Origin of the sequence: Nitrosomonas sp. sh817, from assembly GCF_030908545.1 — a bacterium.
Taxonomy (GTDB): domain Bacteria; phylum Pseudomonadota; class Gammaproteobacteria; order Burkholderiales; family Nitrosomonadaceae; genus Nitrosomonas.
This window is the reverse complement of the sequence record NZ_CP133083.1, coordinates 279246-294506: the sequence shown is the minus strand read 5'-3', so window position 1 is coordinate 294506 and position 15261 is coordinate 279246. Positions and strand designations below refer to the sequence as shown.

17 protein-coding genes and 6 tRNA genes are annotated in these 15261 nt (G+C 43.0%); 1 reads left to right on the top strand and 22 read right to left on the bottom strand.

What is annotated here, in order from left to right; genetic code table 11:
• Nucleotides 1–71: 71 nt before the first annotated feature.
• The 13 genes from rplL to RBH92_RS01460 form a co-directional block, all read right to left on the bottom strand.
• The gene (rplL, locus tag RBH92_RS01520) at nt 72–452 is read right to left on the bottom strand and encodes a 50S ribosomal protein L7/L12 (RefSeq protein ID WP_307932960.1); all 381 of its coding nucleotides are present in this window, start codon (nt 450–452) and stop codon (nt 72–74) included.
• Between the two features lie 54 nt (nt 453–506).
• On the bottom strand, nt 507–1022 hold the full coding sequence (rplJ, locus tag RBH92_RS01515; protein ID WP_307932959.1) for a 50S ribosomal protein L10: 516 nt from the start codon (nt 1020–1022) through the stop codon (nt 507–509).
• A 298-nt stretch (nt 1023–1320) separates the two neighbouring features.
• Entirely contained in the window at nt 1321–2013 is a 693-nt protein-coding gene (rplA, locus tag RBH92_RS01510) for a 50S ribosomal protein L1 (RefSeq protein ID WP_307932958.1), read from the bottom strand.
• 1 nt (nt 2014) lies between these two features.
• Nucleotides 2015–2446, bottom strand: coding sequence for a 50S ribosomal protein L11 (rplK, locus tag RBH92_RS01505; protein ID WP_292924956.1), 432 nt, complete (start codon nt 2444–2446; stop codon nt 2015–2017).
• Nucleotides 2447–2547: 101 nt separating this feature from the next.
• Complete coding sequence (gene nusG, locus RBH92_RS01500) at nt 2548–3081, bottom strand: transcription termination/antitermination protein NusG (RefSeq protein ID WP_292924955.1); 534 nt, start codon at nt 3079–3081, stop codon at nt 2548–2550.
• Nucleotides 3082–3100: 19 nt separating this feature from the next.
• On the bottom strand, nt 3101–3448 hold the full coding sequence (gene secE / locus RBH92_RS01495) for a preprotein translocase subunit SecE (protein ID WP_307932957.1): 348 nt from the start codon (nt 3446–3448) through the stop codon (nt 3101–3103).
• A 164-nt stretch (nt 3449–3612) separates the two neighbouring features.
• Nucleotides 3613–3688: transfer RNA gene (locus RBH92_RS01490), tRNA-Trp, on the bottom strand.
• A 72-nt stretch (nt 3689–3760) separates the two neighbouring features.
• Complete coding sequence (tuf, locus tag RBH92_RS01485) at nt 3761–4951, bottom strand: elongation factor Tu (protein ID WP_307932204.1); 1191 nt, start codon at nt 4949–4951, stop codon at nt 3761–3763.
• Between the two features lie 50 nt (nt 4952–5001).
• Nucleotides 5002–5076 (bottom strand) — tRNA-Thr (locus RBH92_RS01480).
• A 40-nt stretch (nt 5077–5116) separates the two neighbouring features.
• Nucleotides 5117–5190: transfer RNA gene (locus RBH92_RS01475), tRNA-Gly, on the bottom strand.
• Between the two features lie 86 nt (nt 5191–5276).
• Nucleotides 5277–5361 (bottom strand) — tRNA-Tyr (locus RBH92_RS01470).
• Nucleotides 5362–5663: 302 nt separating this feature from the next.
• Nucleotides 5664–6641, bottom strand: a complete 978-nt coding sequence (locus tag RBH92_RS01465) for an ABC transporter permease (protein WP_307932956.1) — start codon at nt 6639–6641, stop codon at nt 5664–5666.
• A gap of 26 nt (nt 6642–6667) precedes the next feature.
• Nucleotides 6668–8860, bottom strand: a complete 2193-nt coding sequence (locus RBH92_RS01460; protein WP_307933908.1) for an ABC transporter substrate-binding protein — start codon at nt 8858–8860, stop codon at nt 6668–6670.
• Between the two features lie 137 nt (nt 8861–8997).
• Here RBH92_RS01460 and fabI point away from each other — a divergent pair, with 137 nt between their 5' ends.
• The gene (gene fabI / locus RBH92_RS01455) at nt 8998–9786 is read left to right on the top strand and encodes an enoyl-ACP reductase FabI (protein ID WP_307932955.1); all 789 of its coding nucleotides are present in this window, start codon (nt 8998–9000) and stop codon (nt 9784–9786) included.
• Between the two features lie 30 nt (nt 9787–9816).
• On the opposite strand, the gene RBH92_RS01450 is transcribed toward fabI, so the two are convergent.
• The 9 genes from RBH92_RS01450 to RBH92_RS01410 all read right to left on the bottom strand — a co-directional run bounded on the left by RBH92_RS01450 (nt 9817) and on the right by RBH92_RS01410 (nt 15158).
• Entirely contained in the window at nt 9817–11703 is a 1887-nt protein-coding gene (locus RBH92_RS01450) for a SurA N-terminal domain-containing protein (protein WP_307932954.1), read from the bottom strand.
• Nucleotides 11704–11762: 59 nt separating this feature from the next.
• Nucleotides 11763–11839: transfer RNA gene (locus RBH92_RS01445), tRNA-Asp, on the bottom strand.
• Nucleotides 11840–11857: 18 nt separating this feature from the next.
• Nucleotides 11858–11933 (bottom strand) — tRNA-Val (locus RBH92_RS01440).
• A 14-nt stretch (nt 11934–11947) separates the two neighbouring features.
• Nucleotides 11948–12220, bottom strand: coding sequence for an HU family DNA-binding protein (locus RBH92_RS01435; protein ID WP_013648000.1), 273 nt, complete (start codon nt 12218–12220; stop codon nt 11948–11950).
• A gap of 228 nt (nt 12221–12448) precedes the next feature.
• Nucleotides 12449–13438 carry an NAD(P)H-dependent glycerol-3-phosphate dehydrogenase gene (locus RBH92_RS01430; RefSeq protein WP_307933907.1) on the bottom strand — a complete coding sequence of 330 codons (990 nt, stop codon included), beginning with the start codon at nt 13436–13438 and terminating at the stop codon, nt 12449–12451.
• The gene (locus RBH92_RS01425; RefSeq protein ID WP_307932953.1) at nt 13435–13884 is read right to left on the bottom strand and encodes an SH3 domain-containing protein; all 450 of its coding nucleotides are present in this window, start codon (nt 13882–13884) and stop codon (nt 13435–13437) included. The genes RBH92_RS01430 and RBH92_RS01425 overlap by 4 nt, the downstream gene beginning before the upstream one ends.
• 53 nt (nt 13885–13937) lie before the next feature.
• On the bottom strand, nt 13938–14381 hold the full coding sequence (secB, locus tag RBH92_RS01420) for a protein-export chaperone SecB (protein WP_292925555.1): 444 nt from the start codon (nt 14379–14381) through the stop codon (nt 13938–13940).
• Nucleotides 14382–14457: 76 nt separating this feature from the next.
• The gene (grxC, locus tag RBH92_RS01415; protein ID WP_292925556.1) at nt 14458–14715 is read right to left on the bottom strand and encodes a glutaredoxin 3; all 258 of its coding nucleotides are present in this window, start codon (nt 14713–14715) and stop codon (nt 14458–14460) included.
• Nucleotides 14716–14723: 8 nt separating this feature from the next.
• Nucleotides 14724–15158 (bottom strand): rhodanese-like domain-containing protein, encoded by a 435-nt coding sequence (locus tag RBH92_RS01410; protein WP_307932952.1) that lies wholly within the window; start codon nt 15156–15158, stop codon nt 14724–14726.
• Nucleotides 15159–15261 lie beyond the last annotated feature (103 nt).

Below are 15261 nucleotides of genomic sequence, written 5' to 3'. Positions count from 1 at the left end.
TCAACTCAATTTATAAAAACACCAAAGGCTGGTGGCATAAATTGCTCACCAGCCCGATCAAACGATATTTATTATTTGATTTCGCAGGTCGCTCCAGCTTCTACCAATTGCTTCTGAATATTGGTTGCTTCATCTTTCGGTACACCTTCTTTAAGCGGTTTTGGAGCGCCATCGACTAAGTCTTTAGCTTCTTTCAGGCCTAATCCGGTTACTGCTCTGACCACTTTGATCACATTAACCTTACTTTCGCCCGCAGAAGTCAGAATCACCGTAAATTCGGTTTGTTCTGCAGCAGCAGGGGCACTACTTGCTCCAGCAGGAGCTGCAACTGCAACAGCGGCGGCTGCTGCCGAAACCCCAAACTTTTCTTCCATTTCTTTTATCAATTGCGATAGTTCTAGTACTGACATACTTGCAATTGCTTCTAAAATCTCTTCTTTCGATACCGCCATTATTTCTCTCCTGGTTATTATTTAACTATGTTCTGATCAAATGATATTTCTACGTTACTTGCTATCACGTATCATAGCTAAGCCACGTACAAATCTTGTTGGCACTTCATTAAGAGTTTGAACAAATTTGGCAACAGGCGCTTGCATTGTTCCTAACAATTTAGAAAGCAACTCCTCACGGCTTGGCAGCGAGGCAAGCGCAGCAATCTCATCAATCGACATGACATGATCGCCAAGTGCGCCTATTTTGATTACAAACTTTTCGTTGGTTTTCGAAAATTCATGAAGTACTTTTGCTGCTGCAACTGGATCGACACTAATGCCGTACACCAGAGGACCAACCATATGCTTAGCCAACTCAGCATAGGGGGTTTCAGCAACAGCTCGGCGAACTAATGAATTTTTGACAACCCGAAAATAAACGCCGGATTCACGAGTTCTCGCTCTTAATTGCGTCATTTGACCGACTTCCATCCCTCGATACTCAGCAATAATAATCGCTTTAGCATTTGCAACTTGCGCACTCACTTCCGCTACTATTGCTTTTTTCTCTTCAAGATTAAGACTCAAGGTTCATTCTCCATCAGTAAAAATAGTACTTGGATAATTTTTTATGCCAAAGTACTAAAAACTGGCTACCTTAAACCAGGAAAAACTCCTGTTTTGGGCACACCATCTGCGCTGGGTACCAGCTTGATTAAAAAAACAGCGATCACTTAAGATCATTAATCTCTAATGGCTAGGCTTTTAAGAATTTAATTGAAACTAACAAGCGTTTATCCACTTGTTTGCTCGTAAATTACCCCAGTGGTCTTTGATAATCCACATGAAACGGATTCAGTATTCATGTGGCCCAAAGTTCTATTTACTACACAATATTTGTTTGATCTACTCGCACACCGATACCCATGGTGCTTGATATAGACACTTTTCTAAGATAAACACCTTTTGACGAAGCCGGTTTAGCTTTGTTAAGCGCATCTATCAAGGCTAATAAATTTTGTTTCAATGCTGCAATTTCAAATGAAGCACGGCCAATTGTGCAATGGATAATACCCGTTTTATCCGCTCTAAACTGTACTTGACCGGCCTTTGCGTTTTTTACAGCGCCCGCTATGTCCATCGTCACCGTACCAACTTTTGGATTCGGCATTAAACTACGCGGGCCTAATATTTGGCCCAATTGACCGACTACTCTCATGGCATCGGGGCTTGCAATTGCCACATCAAAATTTATTACTCCCGACTTTATCTCAGCAGCCAGATCTTCGAACCCAACAATATCTGCACCAGCTTCTTGCGCTTCCTTAGCCTTATCACCTTGCGCAAAGACTGCAACACGCACAGTCTTACCCGTGCCAGCCGGCAAAACTACGGATCCGCGCACGGCTTGATCCGATTTTTTTGCATCTATGCCTAGATTAACCGCCACATCAATCGACTCGTTAAACTTGGCAGTCGCCGATTCTTTGACAAGCCCCAATGCTTCTTCGATCTGATAGGCTTTATTGCGGTCAACCTTTCCAGCAAGATTGTTGTGACGTTTTGATGAACGTGCCATTCTATATCCCCTCCACTTCAATGCCCATACTTCTTGCACTGCCTGCGATAGTGCGAACTGCCGCATCCAAGTTAGCTGCTGTCAAATCGGGCATTTTCGTTTTTGCTATCTCTTCTGCTTGACTGCGAGTCAACTTTCCAACTTTATCCAGGTGTGGTTTCGAACTTCCTTTTCCGACACCCGCTGCTTTCTTGATTAATACAGTAGCAGGGGTTGTTTTCATTACAAACGTAAAGCTCTTATCGGCATAAGCTGTAATTATTACTGGTACCGGCAGTCCTGGCTCCATCTTCTGAGTGGCCGCATTAAATGCTTTACAGAATTCCATAATATTTAATTGCCGCTGACCTAGTGCGGGACCGATAGGCGGACTTGGGTTCGCTTTACCTGCTGGAACCTGCAATTTAATATAGCCGATTATTTTCTTTGCCACGGAAATCTCCTTGTTGGGTTCAAACGAATGGTTACCCACTCTCCCCATTAAAAAATGAAATATTTAAGAACGTTTTTTTAAACTTTCGAAGAGTCGATAAATCAGGTTTTTTCTACTTGATTGAAGTCTAACTCTACTGGTGTTGGGCGGCCAAAAATTGAAACAGATACACGCAACTTACTTTTGTCATAATTGACATCCTCTACATTGCCGTGAAAATCTGTGAAGGGACCATCTTTTACGCGCACCGCTTCACCGATTTCGAATAATATCTTTGGCTTAGGCTTCTCAACTCCCTCTTGAATCTGATGCAAAATGCTATCAACTTCTTTTTGACTGATTGGTGTCGGTTTCATCGCCGAACCGCCAACAAACCCTGTTACTTTGTCAGTATTTTTTACTAAATGCCATGTATCATCGGACATTTCCATTTCAACCAGAACATAGCCAGGAAAAAATTTTCGTTCACTAATATTTTTTTGACCACTTTTCATTTCAATGACTTCTTCTACCGGCACCAAGATTTGACCAAACTTATCCTGCATGCCCGCTCGATCAATTCGATCTTTCAATGCCCGCTGCACACTTTTCTCATACCCCGAATAAGCGTGAACTACATACCATTTCTTACTCATTCTTTCCTCTGAGAAAAAATCAGACGTCTTGATTCATCATCAGCTTCACAAGAGACATTAATGCAGCATCTATGAGCCATAAAAATAAAGCCATCGCTATAACAAACGCAAAAACCACACCTGATGTTTGAAACGTTTCTTTTCTGCTTGGCCAAACAACTTTTCTGGTTTCTTCAATGGATTCTCTGCAAAACACAAAAAAATCCTGACCCTGGGTTGTAAATCGCGCAGTGATCACAGCAAGAATCAAACCTATTAGAATGGACAAAACACGGATAACCATCGCACTTTCATTCATATAAATGAAACCTGCAATACCCACCAAAATAAAAATGATTGCAAGCGCAAGCTTTAATTTATTTATCACAACAATTAACCCTTCGGACTTAATTCTTTAGACTTGATCATGCCAATCCAAAAACAAAACTTTTATCAAGCGAATTTTAATTATCAAAACCACTACAACCTATCAATTGTTATCACACATTAATACAACCGCTTTGATTTGTGCACTTATGCTATTTCATTGTATGGCAGGCCAGGAGGGCATCGAACCCCCAACCTTCGGTTTTGGAGACCGACGCTCTGCCAATTGAGCTACTGGCCTATACCTTTGAAACTCTTTTACAATGCTAAATATCTGACGAAACAGCATTATTCCTGCTAAATATTTTTAGAATCACTCAATAATTTTGGCGACGACACCGGCGCCCACTGTTCTGCCGCCTTCACGTATCGCAAATCGCAGCCCATCTTCCATCGCAATTGGCGCTATCAAATTAACCGTCACTGAGACATTATCACCGGGCATCACCATCTCCGTACCCGCCGGCAATTCAATCGCTCCCGTCACATCCGTGGTTCTAAAATAAAACTGCGGACGATAGCCTGGAAAAAATGGGGTATGCCTCCCACCTTCCTCTTTACTCAGCACATAAATCTCAGCTGTGAATTTTGTATGCGGCGATATGCTGCCAGGCTTCGCCAATACTTGGCCACGCTCCACTTCTTCCCGCTTTGTTCCACGCAACAATATCCCGACATTATCCCCGGCTTGCCCCTGGTCCAATAGCTTGCGGAACATTTCCACACCCGTACATACCGTCTTTAGCGTCGGTTTCAACCCGACTATCTCTATCTCTTCACCTACCTTGATGATCCCTCTCTCTACCCTTCCGGTCACAACAGTTCCACGGCCTGATATCGAGAAAACATCTTCCACCGGCATGATAAATGCACCATCAATCGCGCGCTCCGGTTGCGGTATATAACTATCCAGCGCTTCCGCCAGTCTCAAAATGGATGGCTCGCCAATTTCACTCTGGTCCCCCTCCAATGCTTTTAAGGCCGATCCTATTATTATGGGTGTATCATCCCCAGGAAATTCGTATTTGGATAACAGTTCTCGGATTTCCATTTCCACCAGTTCGATCAATTCCTTATCATCGACCATATCGGCTTTGTTCATGTATACAATGATATAAGGAACACCTACCTGACGGGCCAACAGAATGTGCTCGCGCGTTTGGGGCATCGGTCCATCCGCAGCAGAAACAACCAGAATCGCTCCGTCCATCTGCGCCGCACCCGTTATCATGTTCTTCACATAATCCGCATGCCCAGGACAGTCAACATGCGCATAATGGCGCTTGGCGGTTTCGTATTCCACGTGCGCAGTGTTGATAGTAATGCCTCGCGCCCGTTCCTCCGGTGCCGAATCAATTTGATCATAGCTCTTCGCTTCTCCACCAAATTTTTTCGTCAATATCGTCGTTATTGCCGCCGTCAGCGTCGTCTTACCATGATCCACATGCCCTATCGTCCCCACATTCACATGTGGCTTCGACCGCTCAAATTTACTCTTTGCCATTATGTTCCCCCTTTGCGTGCTTAAACCATATCAATCCATAATACGACCTATGGAGCCCATGGCCAGAATTGAACTGGCGACCTCTCCCTTACCAAGGGAGTGCTCTACCACTGAGCTACATGGGCAAGCATTTACAATCACAACCATCTAACCCACAACATCAACTGGAGCGGGTGAAGGGAATCGAACCCTCGTCGTAAGCTTGGAAGGCTTCTGCTCTACCATTGAGCTACACCCGCATACTACAACTATTTACTCTTTGAGGTTTATCCTAAAAGACCACACAGATACAAGTCCAGATCATCCTCAAAATGCTTTCATAACTTGGTGGAGGGGGAAGGATTCGAACCTTCGAAGGCAGAGCCGTCAGATTTACAGTCTGATCCCTTTGACCGCTCGGGAACCCCTCCAAAAGAAATCGGCAATTATGAATAGATTGAGGCCATAAGTCAATTAAGTTCTGTGCAGATATTACAATTGCTTTAAACAAGCCGCTGAAAAATGTTTCGAGACAGCAGATCCAAGCAAAAAAGGCACAGAACCCAATTTATACCCAATAATATAGGCATTCCTAACTTTTTTAACATTGCAGCGACAATACGGATAGTTTTTCAGCAACCTGCCAATAAAAAACGGGGGTTATTTTATCATATAGCTTTAGAGCAGCACTCTAGTAACATAAACAATAAATTTCTTGAACTTATAGCATTTCCTATGCTAAACGGATTCTCGGATCAACAAGCGTGTATGAAATGTCGGTCAATACCAAACCAGTGATGTATAAAATCGACCCTAAAAAAACCATTGCCCTGACTATCGCGAAATCTTGGGAATTAATTGCATCAATGGTATAACTCCCGAGACCTGGAATGCCAAAGAAAGATTCGACCAGCAAGCTGCCCAAAAATAGCAAAGGAATCACTACTACCGCACCTGTTAAAATTGGAATTAATGCATTTCTCAAGACATGTCTGAATAAAACAAGGCGTTCTGACAGACCTTTAGCTCTTGCAGTACGAACATATTCCTTATTCATTTCTTCAAGAAAAACTGTCCGATACCAACGAATATGCGATCCCGCACTGCTAATGATCCCGATGATGACCGGAAGCAACAAAAACTTAATTGCATCAAGTCCACTTCCGAAGCCTGATATCGGCACCCAGTGCCAGACCTTACTCACTAGAAACTGTCCAACGATGATGTAAAAAAGACTGGAAATAGACATCAATGCTACACACAATATTACTCCCCAGAAATCGATATTCGTTGCACGAAAAAAGACCATGATTAGCGCAGTAGAGATGTAAACAAATAATCCAAGAATAAATACGGGTAACGCAATAGCAAGACTAGGAATCATCCGCGACTTGATCTCGCGCGCGATATCCCTTCCATCATCGGCTCTTCCAAAATCAAAAACAAACATTGCAAGTGATTTCTCGAAAAAAATTGTCTGTGTAAATTTCTGCAATCCCGCTTCGTCACTATTCAGAAGCAACGGCTTATCATAGCCCCGCTCTTTTTTCCATTTCTCAATTGCTTCGGGCGTAACATATTTAATACCCAATTGCATGCGTGCCATATCATCAGGCGTATTGACTACAAAAAAAAGGGAAAAGGTAATCAGATTGACGCCAATGAGAATCGGAACAGCATAGATGATGCGACGAATGATGTAATTAAACATTGTTAAAGAGGGCTAATCATTAACAACTAAGATGATAGCGAACGGACACCAATACTACGCTCCCGGTGCCGGAATGCTGTCACCGCCGGAAAAAGACCAATAACAATTACCGCAAAAACAAGCACTATTGGCCACAATACAGGATCATTCCATTCACTTTGCTTCTGTACTCTTTGTTTTGCATCAATTTTAAAATACTTATAATTATTATTAGATAATCTGTTGGGCTTAACATTCTGATACCAAGAATGATATAAGCCATAATCTTTAGGGTGATAGCCCCACAGCCAAGGCGCATCATAACGTAATATCTCAACCATTCGATCAATTATTTGCTGCCGATGAATCCCATTCTCTAAATTTTTCATCCGCTCAAATAAAAAATCATACTCAGAGTTACTATAGTTGGCAGCGTTCTCTCCGCTATTCGCCACTTTGCTTTGGGGGCCGTATAACAAAAACAAAAAATTCTCGGGATCCGGATAATCGGCATTCCATCCCCATTCAAAAATCTGCGCATTCCCCTTGCGGATTTTGTCTTGGAAACGATTGTAGTCAGTACTTCTAATAACCAATTGAATGTTTAATTTTTGGAATTGCTTACGCATCCAATCGAGCTTTGATCGGTCTTCAGAACTCCTCGCGGTTACATCAAAATACAGAATTAGCGGCGCGCCAGTTTTTTGATCGATTCCGTTCGGATAGCCGGCTTCAGCAAGCAATGTTTTCGCGACTTCTATTGATTTACGCCGCGGCTGATCTCTCATCCAATCATAAACGATGGTATTTATCCCTTCTTTTCCTTCGCGATACCCAGCAATGCCAGGTGATATCGGACTGTGCGCAGGGATACCACGACCATTCGCAAAAATTGAAATAAATTCTTCATAATCAACTGCGATCGAAATCGCTTGCCGAAGCTTCCTCGCGTTTTCACTTCCTTCTTTACCTTTACCTCCCACTATCGGGTCAAGCATATTAAACCCCATATAGTAGGTCGACACTGCAACTGTCGTTTCCAGCCGGATCCCTTGTTCCGTCATTGCGTCCGTAACGGTCGCTTCACCCTGGCTAACCAATTGAACAGCTTGATCAAAACTATCAGAGCCAATCCCGCTCGCATCATAATATCCTTGTAAGAATTTATTCCATCGGGGAATATTTTCTCTTTCTCGAGTGAAAACAATTTTATCGATAAAAGGCAATTTCTTACCCGCATCCGCTAACAATCCCTGTTCCTCATCTTCGGGCATTCCTTCCGTTGGATAGTATTCATCTCGAAAATTTGGATTCCTTTCCAGCACCATTCTCAGATTAGGATTGTTTTCGGTGAGCATATAAGGCCCGGTTCCGATCGGATACCAATCCAGTGTAATGTTTTTCTGAATCAGACCGCTTTGCGAAAAAAACTGATCGGCTTCCCAAGGAATTGGTGCAAAAAACGGCATCGCTAACCAATAGATAAATTGCGGATATTGGCCTTTAATTTTTACTCGATAAGTATACTTGTCAACTATCTGCACACCCCCCAATGGATATTCTTTAAGATCCAGAAATGTATCCTTTGATGGGTGATTTTGAACCACTTGCTTTAATTCTTCAGCATAATTTCTTAATTCTGCGATGTAATCCGCCATCAGCTCATAGATGGGTGAGTGCAATTTCGGATGGGCCAACCGCTTGATCTGATAAACATAATCTTCTGCTATCAATTCCCGTGTGCTGGTCTGCGGAAAATCGGATAGCTTGAATATCGAAGCCAACTCTTTCTGATTCAATCTGTGATATAAAAAATCTCCACTCGAGCTTCTTGCAAAAGCAGGATGTGGTTGATAATAAATTCCCGGCTTGATCGATATCTCATAAATGCTGTAAGCAATTTTATCAGCAGATACATCTGCCGATAAAAGCTGCCCTGTTTCATCATAGAATGTTACGATCGGCATTTCAGCAGCTGTTGCAGTGATCAGCTCGAAAGGCCTCTTCAAATAATGGTACTGTAAAGGCGGTTCGTAAATCTGCGCAGTAAATTGAATTTCATTAGAACTGTAGGATTGCACCGGATCCAGATGTTTAGGGCGTTCGGTAAAAACAGTATAAAGTATGTTTTTATCAGCATCCTCTGCTGCATAAGGGTTATTCCAATTTTGTTCACCGCAAGCAGTTAAAAGAGATGACAACACAACCAACCAACAGATCGGAATAAGTGCCTTCGTCATTGTTAAATGCTTCAAATTGTAAAAACTTTTCAATAGCATCGCATTCAAGATCTATGACTCTCCTACCCGGCGGAATTCCCCCATAACTACCCTTACGCTATAATTGATCAACTTAATCCATTTTACAAGGAAAACTCATGGGATTTCTCACGAATAAACGTGTCCTCATCACCGGACTTCTCAGTAACCGATCGATCGCCTACGGCATTGCAAAAGCCATGAAGCGCGAGGGTGCGGTGCTTGCTTTCACGTACCAAGGCGAAGAGATTCGTGACAGAGTCGAGAAATTAGCCGGTGAATTTGATAGCGATTTATTATTTCCTTGTAATGTCACCAGTGATGCGGAAATCACTGATTGTTTTAAAAGTCTTAATAAACACTGGGACAGTCTGGATTGCATTATCCACTCGATCGCCTTTGCACCGCGCGAAGCTTTAACCGGAGACTTTCTCGAGAGCATTAACCGGGAAGCTTTTCAGATCGCTCATGATATCAGCGCCTACAGCTTTTCCGCGCTTGCCAAAGCCGCCTTGCCTTTAATGCAAGGGCGGAATGGTGCGCTTTTGACATTGAGTTACCTGGGCGCTGTCCGGGTTATGCCGAACTATAACGTAATGGGTTTAGCCAAAGCGAGCCTGGAAGCCAATGTGCGCTTTATGGCTTCGAGCTTGGGTCCCAAAGGAATACGAGTCAATGCAATTTCTGCCGGACCGATCAAAACCCTGGCGGCAGCCGGTATCGGAAACTTCGGCAAGCTGTTGGGTTACACGGAAAAGGTTTCGCCGCTTCGCCGTAATGTAACCACTGATGAAGTCGGAAATGTAGCCGCTTTCTTATGCAGTGATTTAGCGAGTGGTATTACGGGTGAGATAACTTACGTTGATGCTGGTTTTAACACAGTCGCCTTCAATCTGTTCGACGAGTAGAGTCTGCGCAAAAAAAATCATAAGAAATGACTAGAAGCTATCTTGCTTGATTTTCACATCGTATCGCTTCCTGATTGCTGTTAGATAAGACGCCATTTCTTCTTGCGCAATCATTTGCTGTAGCTGTTTTGTGAAAATCTCGGACTTATCTTTATCTTTTTCTTCTAGATCGGGTACTACGACTTTGCTAATTCGTATTAAATTAAAACCGCCTTTTGGATCAATTGCTCCGGTATATGCAGGAAAATCTCTGGTCTCCGTCCGAGAAATTACCCGCATCGTTTCAACATCCAATCCGCGTGATTGCATATAAGAAATTAACTGTGGCTCGGTCCAAGTTACATCGCCCTGACCTTCCCCGCGTTGTAAACGCGCAAGCATGGCCTGACCTTCTTCAATCGCTTTTTTTTCCGCCATTTGTTTCTTGAGTTTCTCAACGATCTGGTCTTTAACTAACTCCAGCGATTGTTTCGTTGCAGGCTTATATTCAACTATCCGAGCAGCCACAAAAGTATCCGGTTGAACTTCAATCGCTTCGGTATTACGATGATTGGCAACACTATCTTCAGAGAACACGGCTGATAGTAATCTCTCATTCGAGAGAATTGACGGTTGAGCCGAATTTCTTGTGATCCAATCGCTTTGCTGAATAGTTAATTCAAATTTCTCTGCTGCAAGTTGCAGACTTTCGCCTTGCTCGTACACCATATTGCTGAAATCTTCCGCGATCTCTCCAAACACATTACTGACTGCTTCGAGCTTCAGTTTCTTTTCAATCTGTTCTCGCACATCCGCGAGACTGGGGCGAATTTCTTGCTTGATATCGGTCAGCTTAATTATGTGAAAACCGAAATCGGTTTCCACCAGATCGCTGATTTCATTGGGTTGCATCGAAAAAATCTTGTCTTCGAAAGATTTCACCATCACGCCTCGGCCAAAATATCCAAGATCCCCGCCTTGTGTTGCGGAGCCAGGGTCATCCGAATGTTCCTTTGCGATTTCTGCAAATTGATCAGGATCCTGTTTCACTTGTTCTAGAACTTTTTCGGCTTTCGCAATTACCGCTTGCCTTTCATCATCAGGCACATCTGCAGCAACACTGATCAAAATGTGACTTGCTTTCCGTTCTTCTGGCTGAATGAATTCTTCCTGATGCTCCTGAAAGAAATTGTAAATCGCATCTTCACTCACAGTTTCGTTTTTTGCCACTGCGTCCAACGACAATACCAAGTATTCGATCTTTGCGCGCTCAGGCAAAGTGAAATCAGCTTGATGCTGCTCATAGTAATTATCTACTTCCGTATCTTCCGGGGTCATAGCCGGTAAAAACTGTTCTGGTGCAATTCTTGATTGGCTGATTTCCCGTTGCACTTCGCTTAAATAGCGAACTTTTTCAACCACCGTTTTGGGTGCAAATACAATTTCGCTATAACCATCCAACAATTGTTGCAACAACAATTCTTGACGTACACGCGATTCGAATATTACCGGCGTTAGTCCTTGAGCACGCAGCAGATCTTCATATTGTTGCTTCGAAAATTTATTATCCCGTTGAAAAGCAGGTACTTCACGAATTGTTTTGACAAGCTGAGAATCAAGAACGGTAAAACCATTGTTCATTGCTTCATGTTGAAGTAGGCGCTGTTGAATCAGTCTCTCCAACACTGAGTTTTTAACTTCAAAAGTATCGAGCATCGCGCTATCAAAATTCGCGCCAAGCATAGCTCTCATTCTTTCATGATGATCGCGCAATGCTTGCTCATATTCACGCCGAGAAATCTCTTCTCCTTCTACTGTCGCGACAAAACCTTCACTTCCGTCCCGGTAAGATTCCACTCCCCAAAACAAAAAGGGCAACACTGCCAAGCCTAAAATAACTTGCACAACCCGCTTTTTACGGTTAACTAAGTCAAACACAATTAAAACCTGTGAGAGTGTAAAATACGAAAGAAGATATCAAAACCCGGAAAAAGATTTGGCGGAGTGGACGGGGCTCGAACCCGCGACCCCCGGCGTGACAGGCCGGTATTCTAACCAACTGAACTACCACTCCTCAAACCAGTAAATGGGCTGGTGGGTGCTGACGGGATCGAACCGCCGACATTCGCCTTGTAAGGGCGACGCTCTACCAGCTGAGCTAAGCACCCGATCAGAAAGTCCGCTAGTTTACTGCATCTTTGAGTGCTTTGCCAGCACTGAATTTAGGAACTTTTGCAGCTTTAATTTTTATAGCAGCGCCTGTGCGTGGATTACGGCCTGTACGAGCGGCCCTAGTACCTACTTTAAAAGTCCCAAATCCGACCAATGTGACACTTTCGTTCTTTTTGAGCGCGCCCTTTATTGCAGTTAATGCCCCATCCAATGCGCTGCCTGCGGAGGCTTTGGATATTTTAGCCGATTTTGCGATAGCTTCAATGAGTTCGGATTTGTTCATATAATTCCCCTTCTAAGTTAATGGTAATTAATTCACAAGCAAGTACTGCAGTCGCTCTTATATCAAGCTGTTAGCCCCTGGTCAAGCAAATTGAGGTTTTCCATAAGTGTTTTGCCAGTTCATACAACAAACCCAAATGCAGCCATCTTTCCAAAAAAACATTAAAGTCCTGCCAGAACATATAATTATAGAAAATAACTGAACAAGAGCCTTAAAATTTCATCAGAGTTAATAAACTTCTGATTTTTGTTCTCGATTTAGCAATACTTCAACCGCAGCGCGAGCCGAGAGACGGCCTTGCAATATGCCGCACACCGCATCGGTGATCGGCATTTCAATACCCAATCGATTACCAAGTTCCAATACCGACTGCGCCGTATGCACCCCTTCAGCAACATGTCCCAATTCATTCAGAATATCCTGCAGCGTTTTTCCTGATGCAAGCAACAACCCTACTTGCCGGTTCCGAGACAAATCACCCGTACTTGTGAGTATCAAATCGCCAACACCGGCCAATCCCATGAAGGTTTCGGCCTTCCCTCCCAGACTCAATCCCAATCGAGTCATTTCCATCAACCCACGCGTAATCAATGCAGCGCGCGCATTATGTCCAAATCCTATGCCATCAGAAATCCCGACAGCTATTGTAATTACATTCTTGACCGCCCCCCCTGTTTCAACGCCAACTACATCTTGACTTGTATAGATGCGCAATCTCGAGCTGTGCAGCTCAGCGGCAACCTTGCTAGAAAAATCACTATCATTGGAAGCCAGAGTCAAAGCGGTAGGAAGACCTTGTGCCACTTCTTCAGCAAAACTTGGCCCTGATAAAACACCGCAATTAGGCCACAATGTGGTTTCTTCCTTTACTATTTGATGAGGCAAGTAACAAGTTTCTGACTCAAATCCTTTACACCCCCAAACAACCGGCATACTGACATTATTAGCCGCAATAGCTCGTAAAGTCTCGCGTAAGCCTGCAACTGGCACAACAATTATAGTAAGGTGCGCGCAATCCAGTGCTTCGCTGAGTACTGATGTTATTTCTATTGTTTCGGGAAATGAATAACCGGGAAAGAATCTTTGATTAATGCGTTGCGTTTTCATCTCAAACGCATGAGTCGGATCTTTAGTCCACATACAAATGGAATGGCGGTTTGAGAGACAGATGGCAAGTGCAGATCCCCATGCACCCGCACCCAATACCGCTATTCTCATGAACCCCAAACCTGAGTAACTTTTACATAACCAGTTTGACCATCGATATGACGCACTTTTACCCACCCCAGCGCATCAGATTCCAACCATTCCATGACCATGTTTTCCTCCGCCTGGAATAGCAACTCAGAATTTGCATCAGCTAAGCGATGAACATTTGCAAGAGGAACCGTAACAATCACATAACGCTGTTGATTTAAGAACTTCTTTTCAATCCACGCGAGACTTCCGCTACTGTCACGGACTTTCGCCCAGCCTTCAACATCAACAACCACCTCGACCGGTAGATATCGGTCTGCTACATAGAGTTTGTCGGCTTTCAGTGAAGGAGCATCATACATTACAGCGGATTTCTCCGCGATTGAGAAAAATGCCATTTCAGCTTCGGCTGCAATTGGCAAAAATAACAAACCACAAAACAACGATGCTGCTACTTTATCTCTCATCTAGTAATAATCTTTACTGATTTAATTGACATTTAACCTATTGCAATTCCGCACTAATTTGAACTTGCTTTTGCTTCGGTTTTCTTTTGCTGATAGATTGCTTCAAAATTGACCGGATTTAAAATCACAGGGGGAAATCCAGCGCGAGTTACGATGTCCGATACCACTTCACGTAAATACGGAAAAAGAATATTCGGACATCCAATTCCCAACACAGGATCTATTTCATCATTTGGAATATTGCGAATCCTGAAAATCCCGGATTGCTGTGCTTCCACCAGAAACATTATCTTGTCTTTGATTTTAGCGGTCACCGTTACTGTCAACAACACTTCATAGAGCCCTACATCAATACCTTGGCTTTTGGTGCCAAGCTGCAAATTAATTTCAGGCGTTTCTCTTTCCAGAAATATATTGGGTGCATTGGGAATCTCTAAAGACAGATCTTTCACATAAATCTTTTCTATAACAAAAACCGGTTGCTGTTGCTCACTCATCTTCAAAATATCCTAAAGTCAAAAATTAATAGAAGTTATTCGCAATTTGCTAATACGAATAAATGCAAAACAATTTTCATGTTGCCAGCAACCCAGCCAATTCACCTTTCCGGTCAAGTTGTGTCAAATCGTCATAACCGCCCACGTGAATATCACCGATATAGATCTGTGGAACTGTACGGCGACCGGTTTTATTCATCATCTCACCGCGTTGATCGGGCTCAAGATCAATGCGAATTTTCTCAATTTCTTGCACGCCTCTCGAACGCAACAAGTTTTCTGCCATTTTGCAATAAGGGCAAAACCCAGTGGTGTACATAATTATTTTAGGCATAAATCCACTTACCTTTTAACCATCGGCAACCCTGCACGCTTCCACGCATCAATACCACCCATTAAATTAACAATCTGAGTAAAACCATTCTTTTTCAGAACAAGACTGGGGTTATTAGACCGAACGCCACCAGGGTAAATTACAACAATGGGCTTATCTTTATACTTTTCCAATTCGATCCAGCGCTCAGCCATCTTCTGCGATGGTACATGTTTTGCATGCGGTATATGACCTGCCAGATATTCACTATCATCCCGAACATCTAGTATCAGTGCATCTTTATAATTGATCAACCGTACGGCCTCACGTGCATCAATTTCCTTAATTCCGCCCTGCGTGATCATCGGAATAAGTAACAATATAGCACTGACAACCGCAGCTATTACAAAAAACAAATTTTCCAATCTTAATAAAAAATGGTCTTGAAATATTGATAATTCCATATAGCCTGCTATAACTCATTAAATTGACGATTTTAACAGAAACAGGACCGATTCGTACCCCTCTTCTTTTTACGAATTGCACCGCAAAAACGAATAACATTTT

Bases quoted from the DNA above. Each gene is read 5' to 3' on its own strand.
- rplA (WP_307932958.1), bottom strand. From the start codon at position 2,013: ATGGCACGTTCATCAAAACGTCACAACAATCTTGCTGGAAAGGTTGAC.
- grxC (WP_292925556.1), bottom strand. From the start codon at position 14,715: ATGCCTAAAATAATTATGTACACCACTGGGTTTTGCCCTTATTGCAAA.
- secB (WP_292925555.1), bottom strand. From the start codon at position 14,381: ATGAGTGAGCAACAGCAACCGGTTTTTGTTATAGAAAAGATTTATGTG.
- RBH92_RS01425 (WP_307932953.1), bottom strand. From the start codon at position 13,884: ATGAGAGATAAAGTAGCAGCATCGTTGTTTTGTGGTTTGTTATTTTTG.
- nusG (WP_292924955.1), bottom strand. From the start codon at position 3,081: ATGAGTAAGAAATGGTATGTAGTTCACGCTTATTCGGGGTATGAGAAA.
- RBH92_RS01460 (WP_307933908.1), bottom strand. From the start codon at position 8,860: ATGACGAAGGCACTTATTCCGATCTGTTGGTTGGTTGTGTTGTCATCT.
- RBH92_RS01465 (WP_307932956.1), bottom strand. From the start codon at position 6,641: ATGTTTAATTACATCATTCGTCGCATCATCTATGCTGTTCCGATTCTC.
- RBH92_RS01410 (WP_307932952.1), bottom strand. From the start codon at position 15,158: ATGGAATTATCAATATTTCAAGACCATTTTTTATTAAGATTGGAAAAT.
- rplL (WP_307932960.1), bottom strand. From the start codon at position 452: ATGGCGGTATCGAAAGAAGAGATTTTAGAAGCAATTGCAAGTATGTCA.
- fabI (WP_307932955.1), top strand. From the start codon at position 8,998: ATGGGATTTCTCACGAATAAACGTGTCCTCATCACCGGACTTCTCAGT.
- tuf (WP_307932204.1), bottom strand. From the start codon at position 4,951: ATGGCAAAGAGTAAATTTGAGCGGTCGAAGCCACATGTGAATGTGGGG.
- RBH92_RS01430 (WP_307933907.1), bottom strand. From the start codon at position 13,438: ATGAGAATAGCGGTATTGGGTGCGGGTGCATGGGGATCTGCACTTGCC.
- RBH92_RS01435 (WP_013648000.1), bottom strand. From the start codon at position 12,220: ATGAACAAATCCGAACTCATTGAAGCTATCGCAAAATCGGCTAAAATA.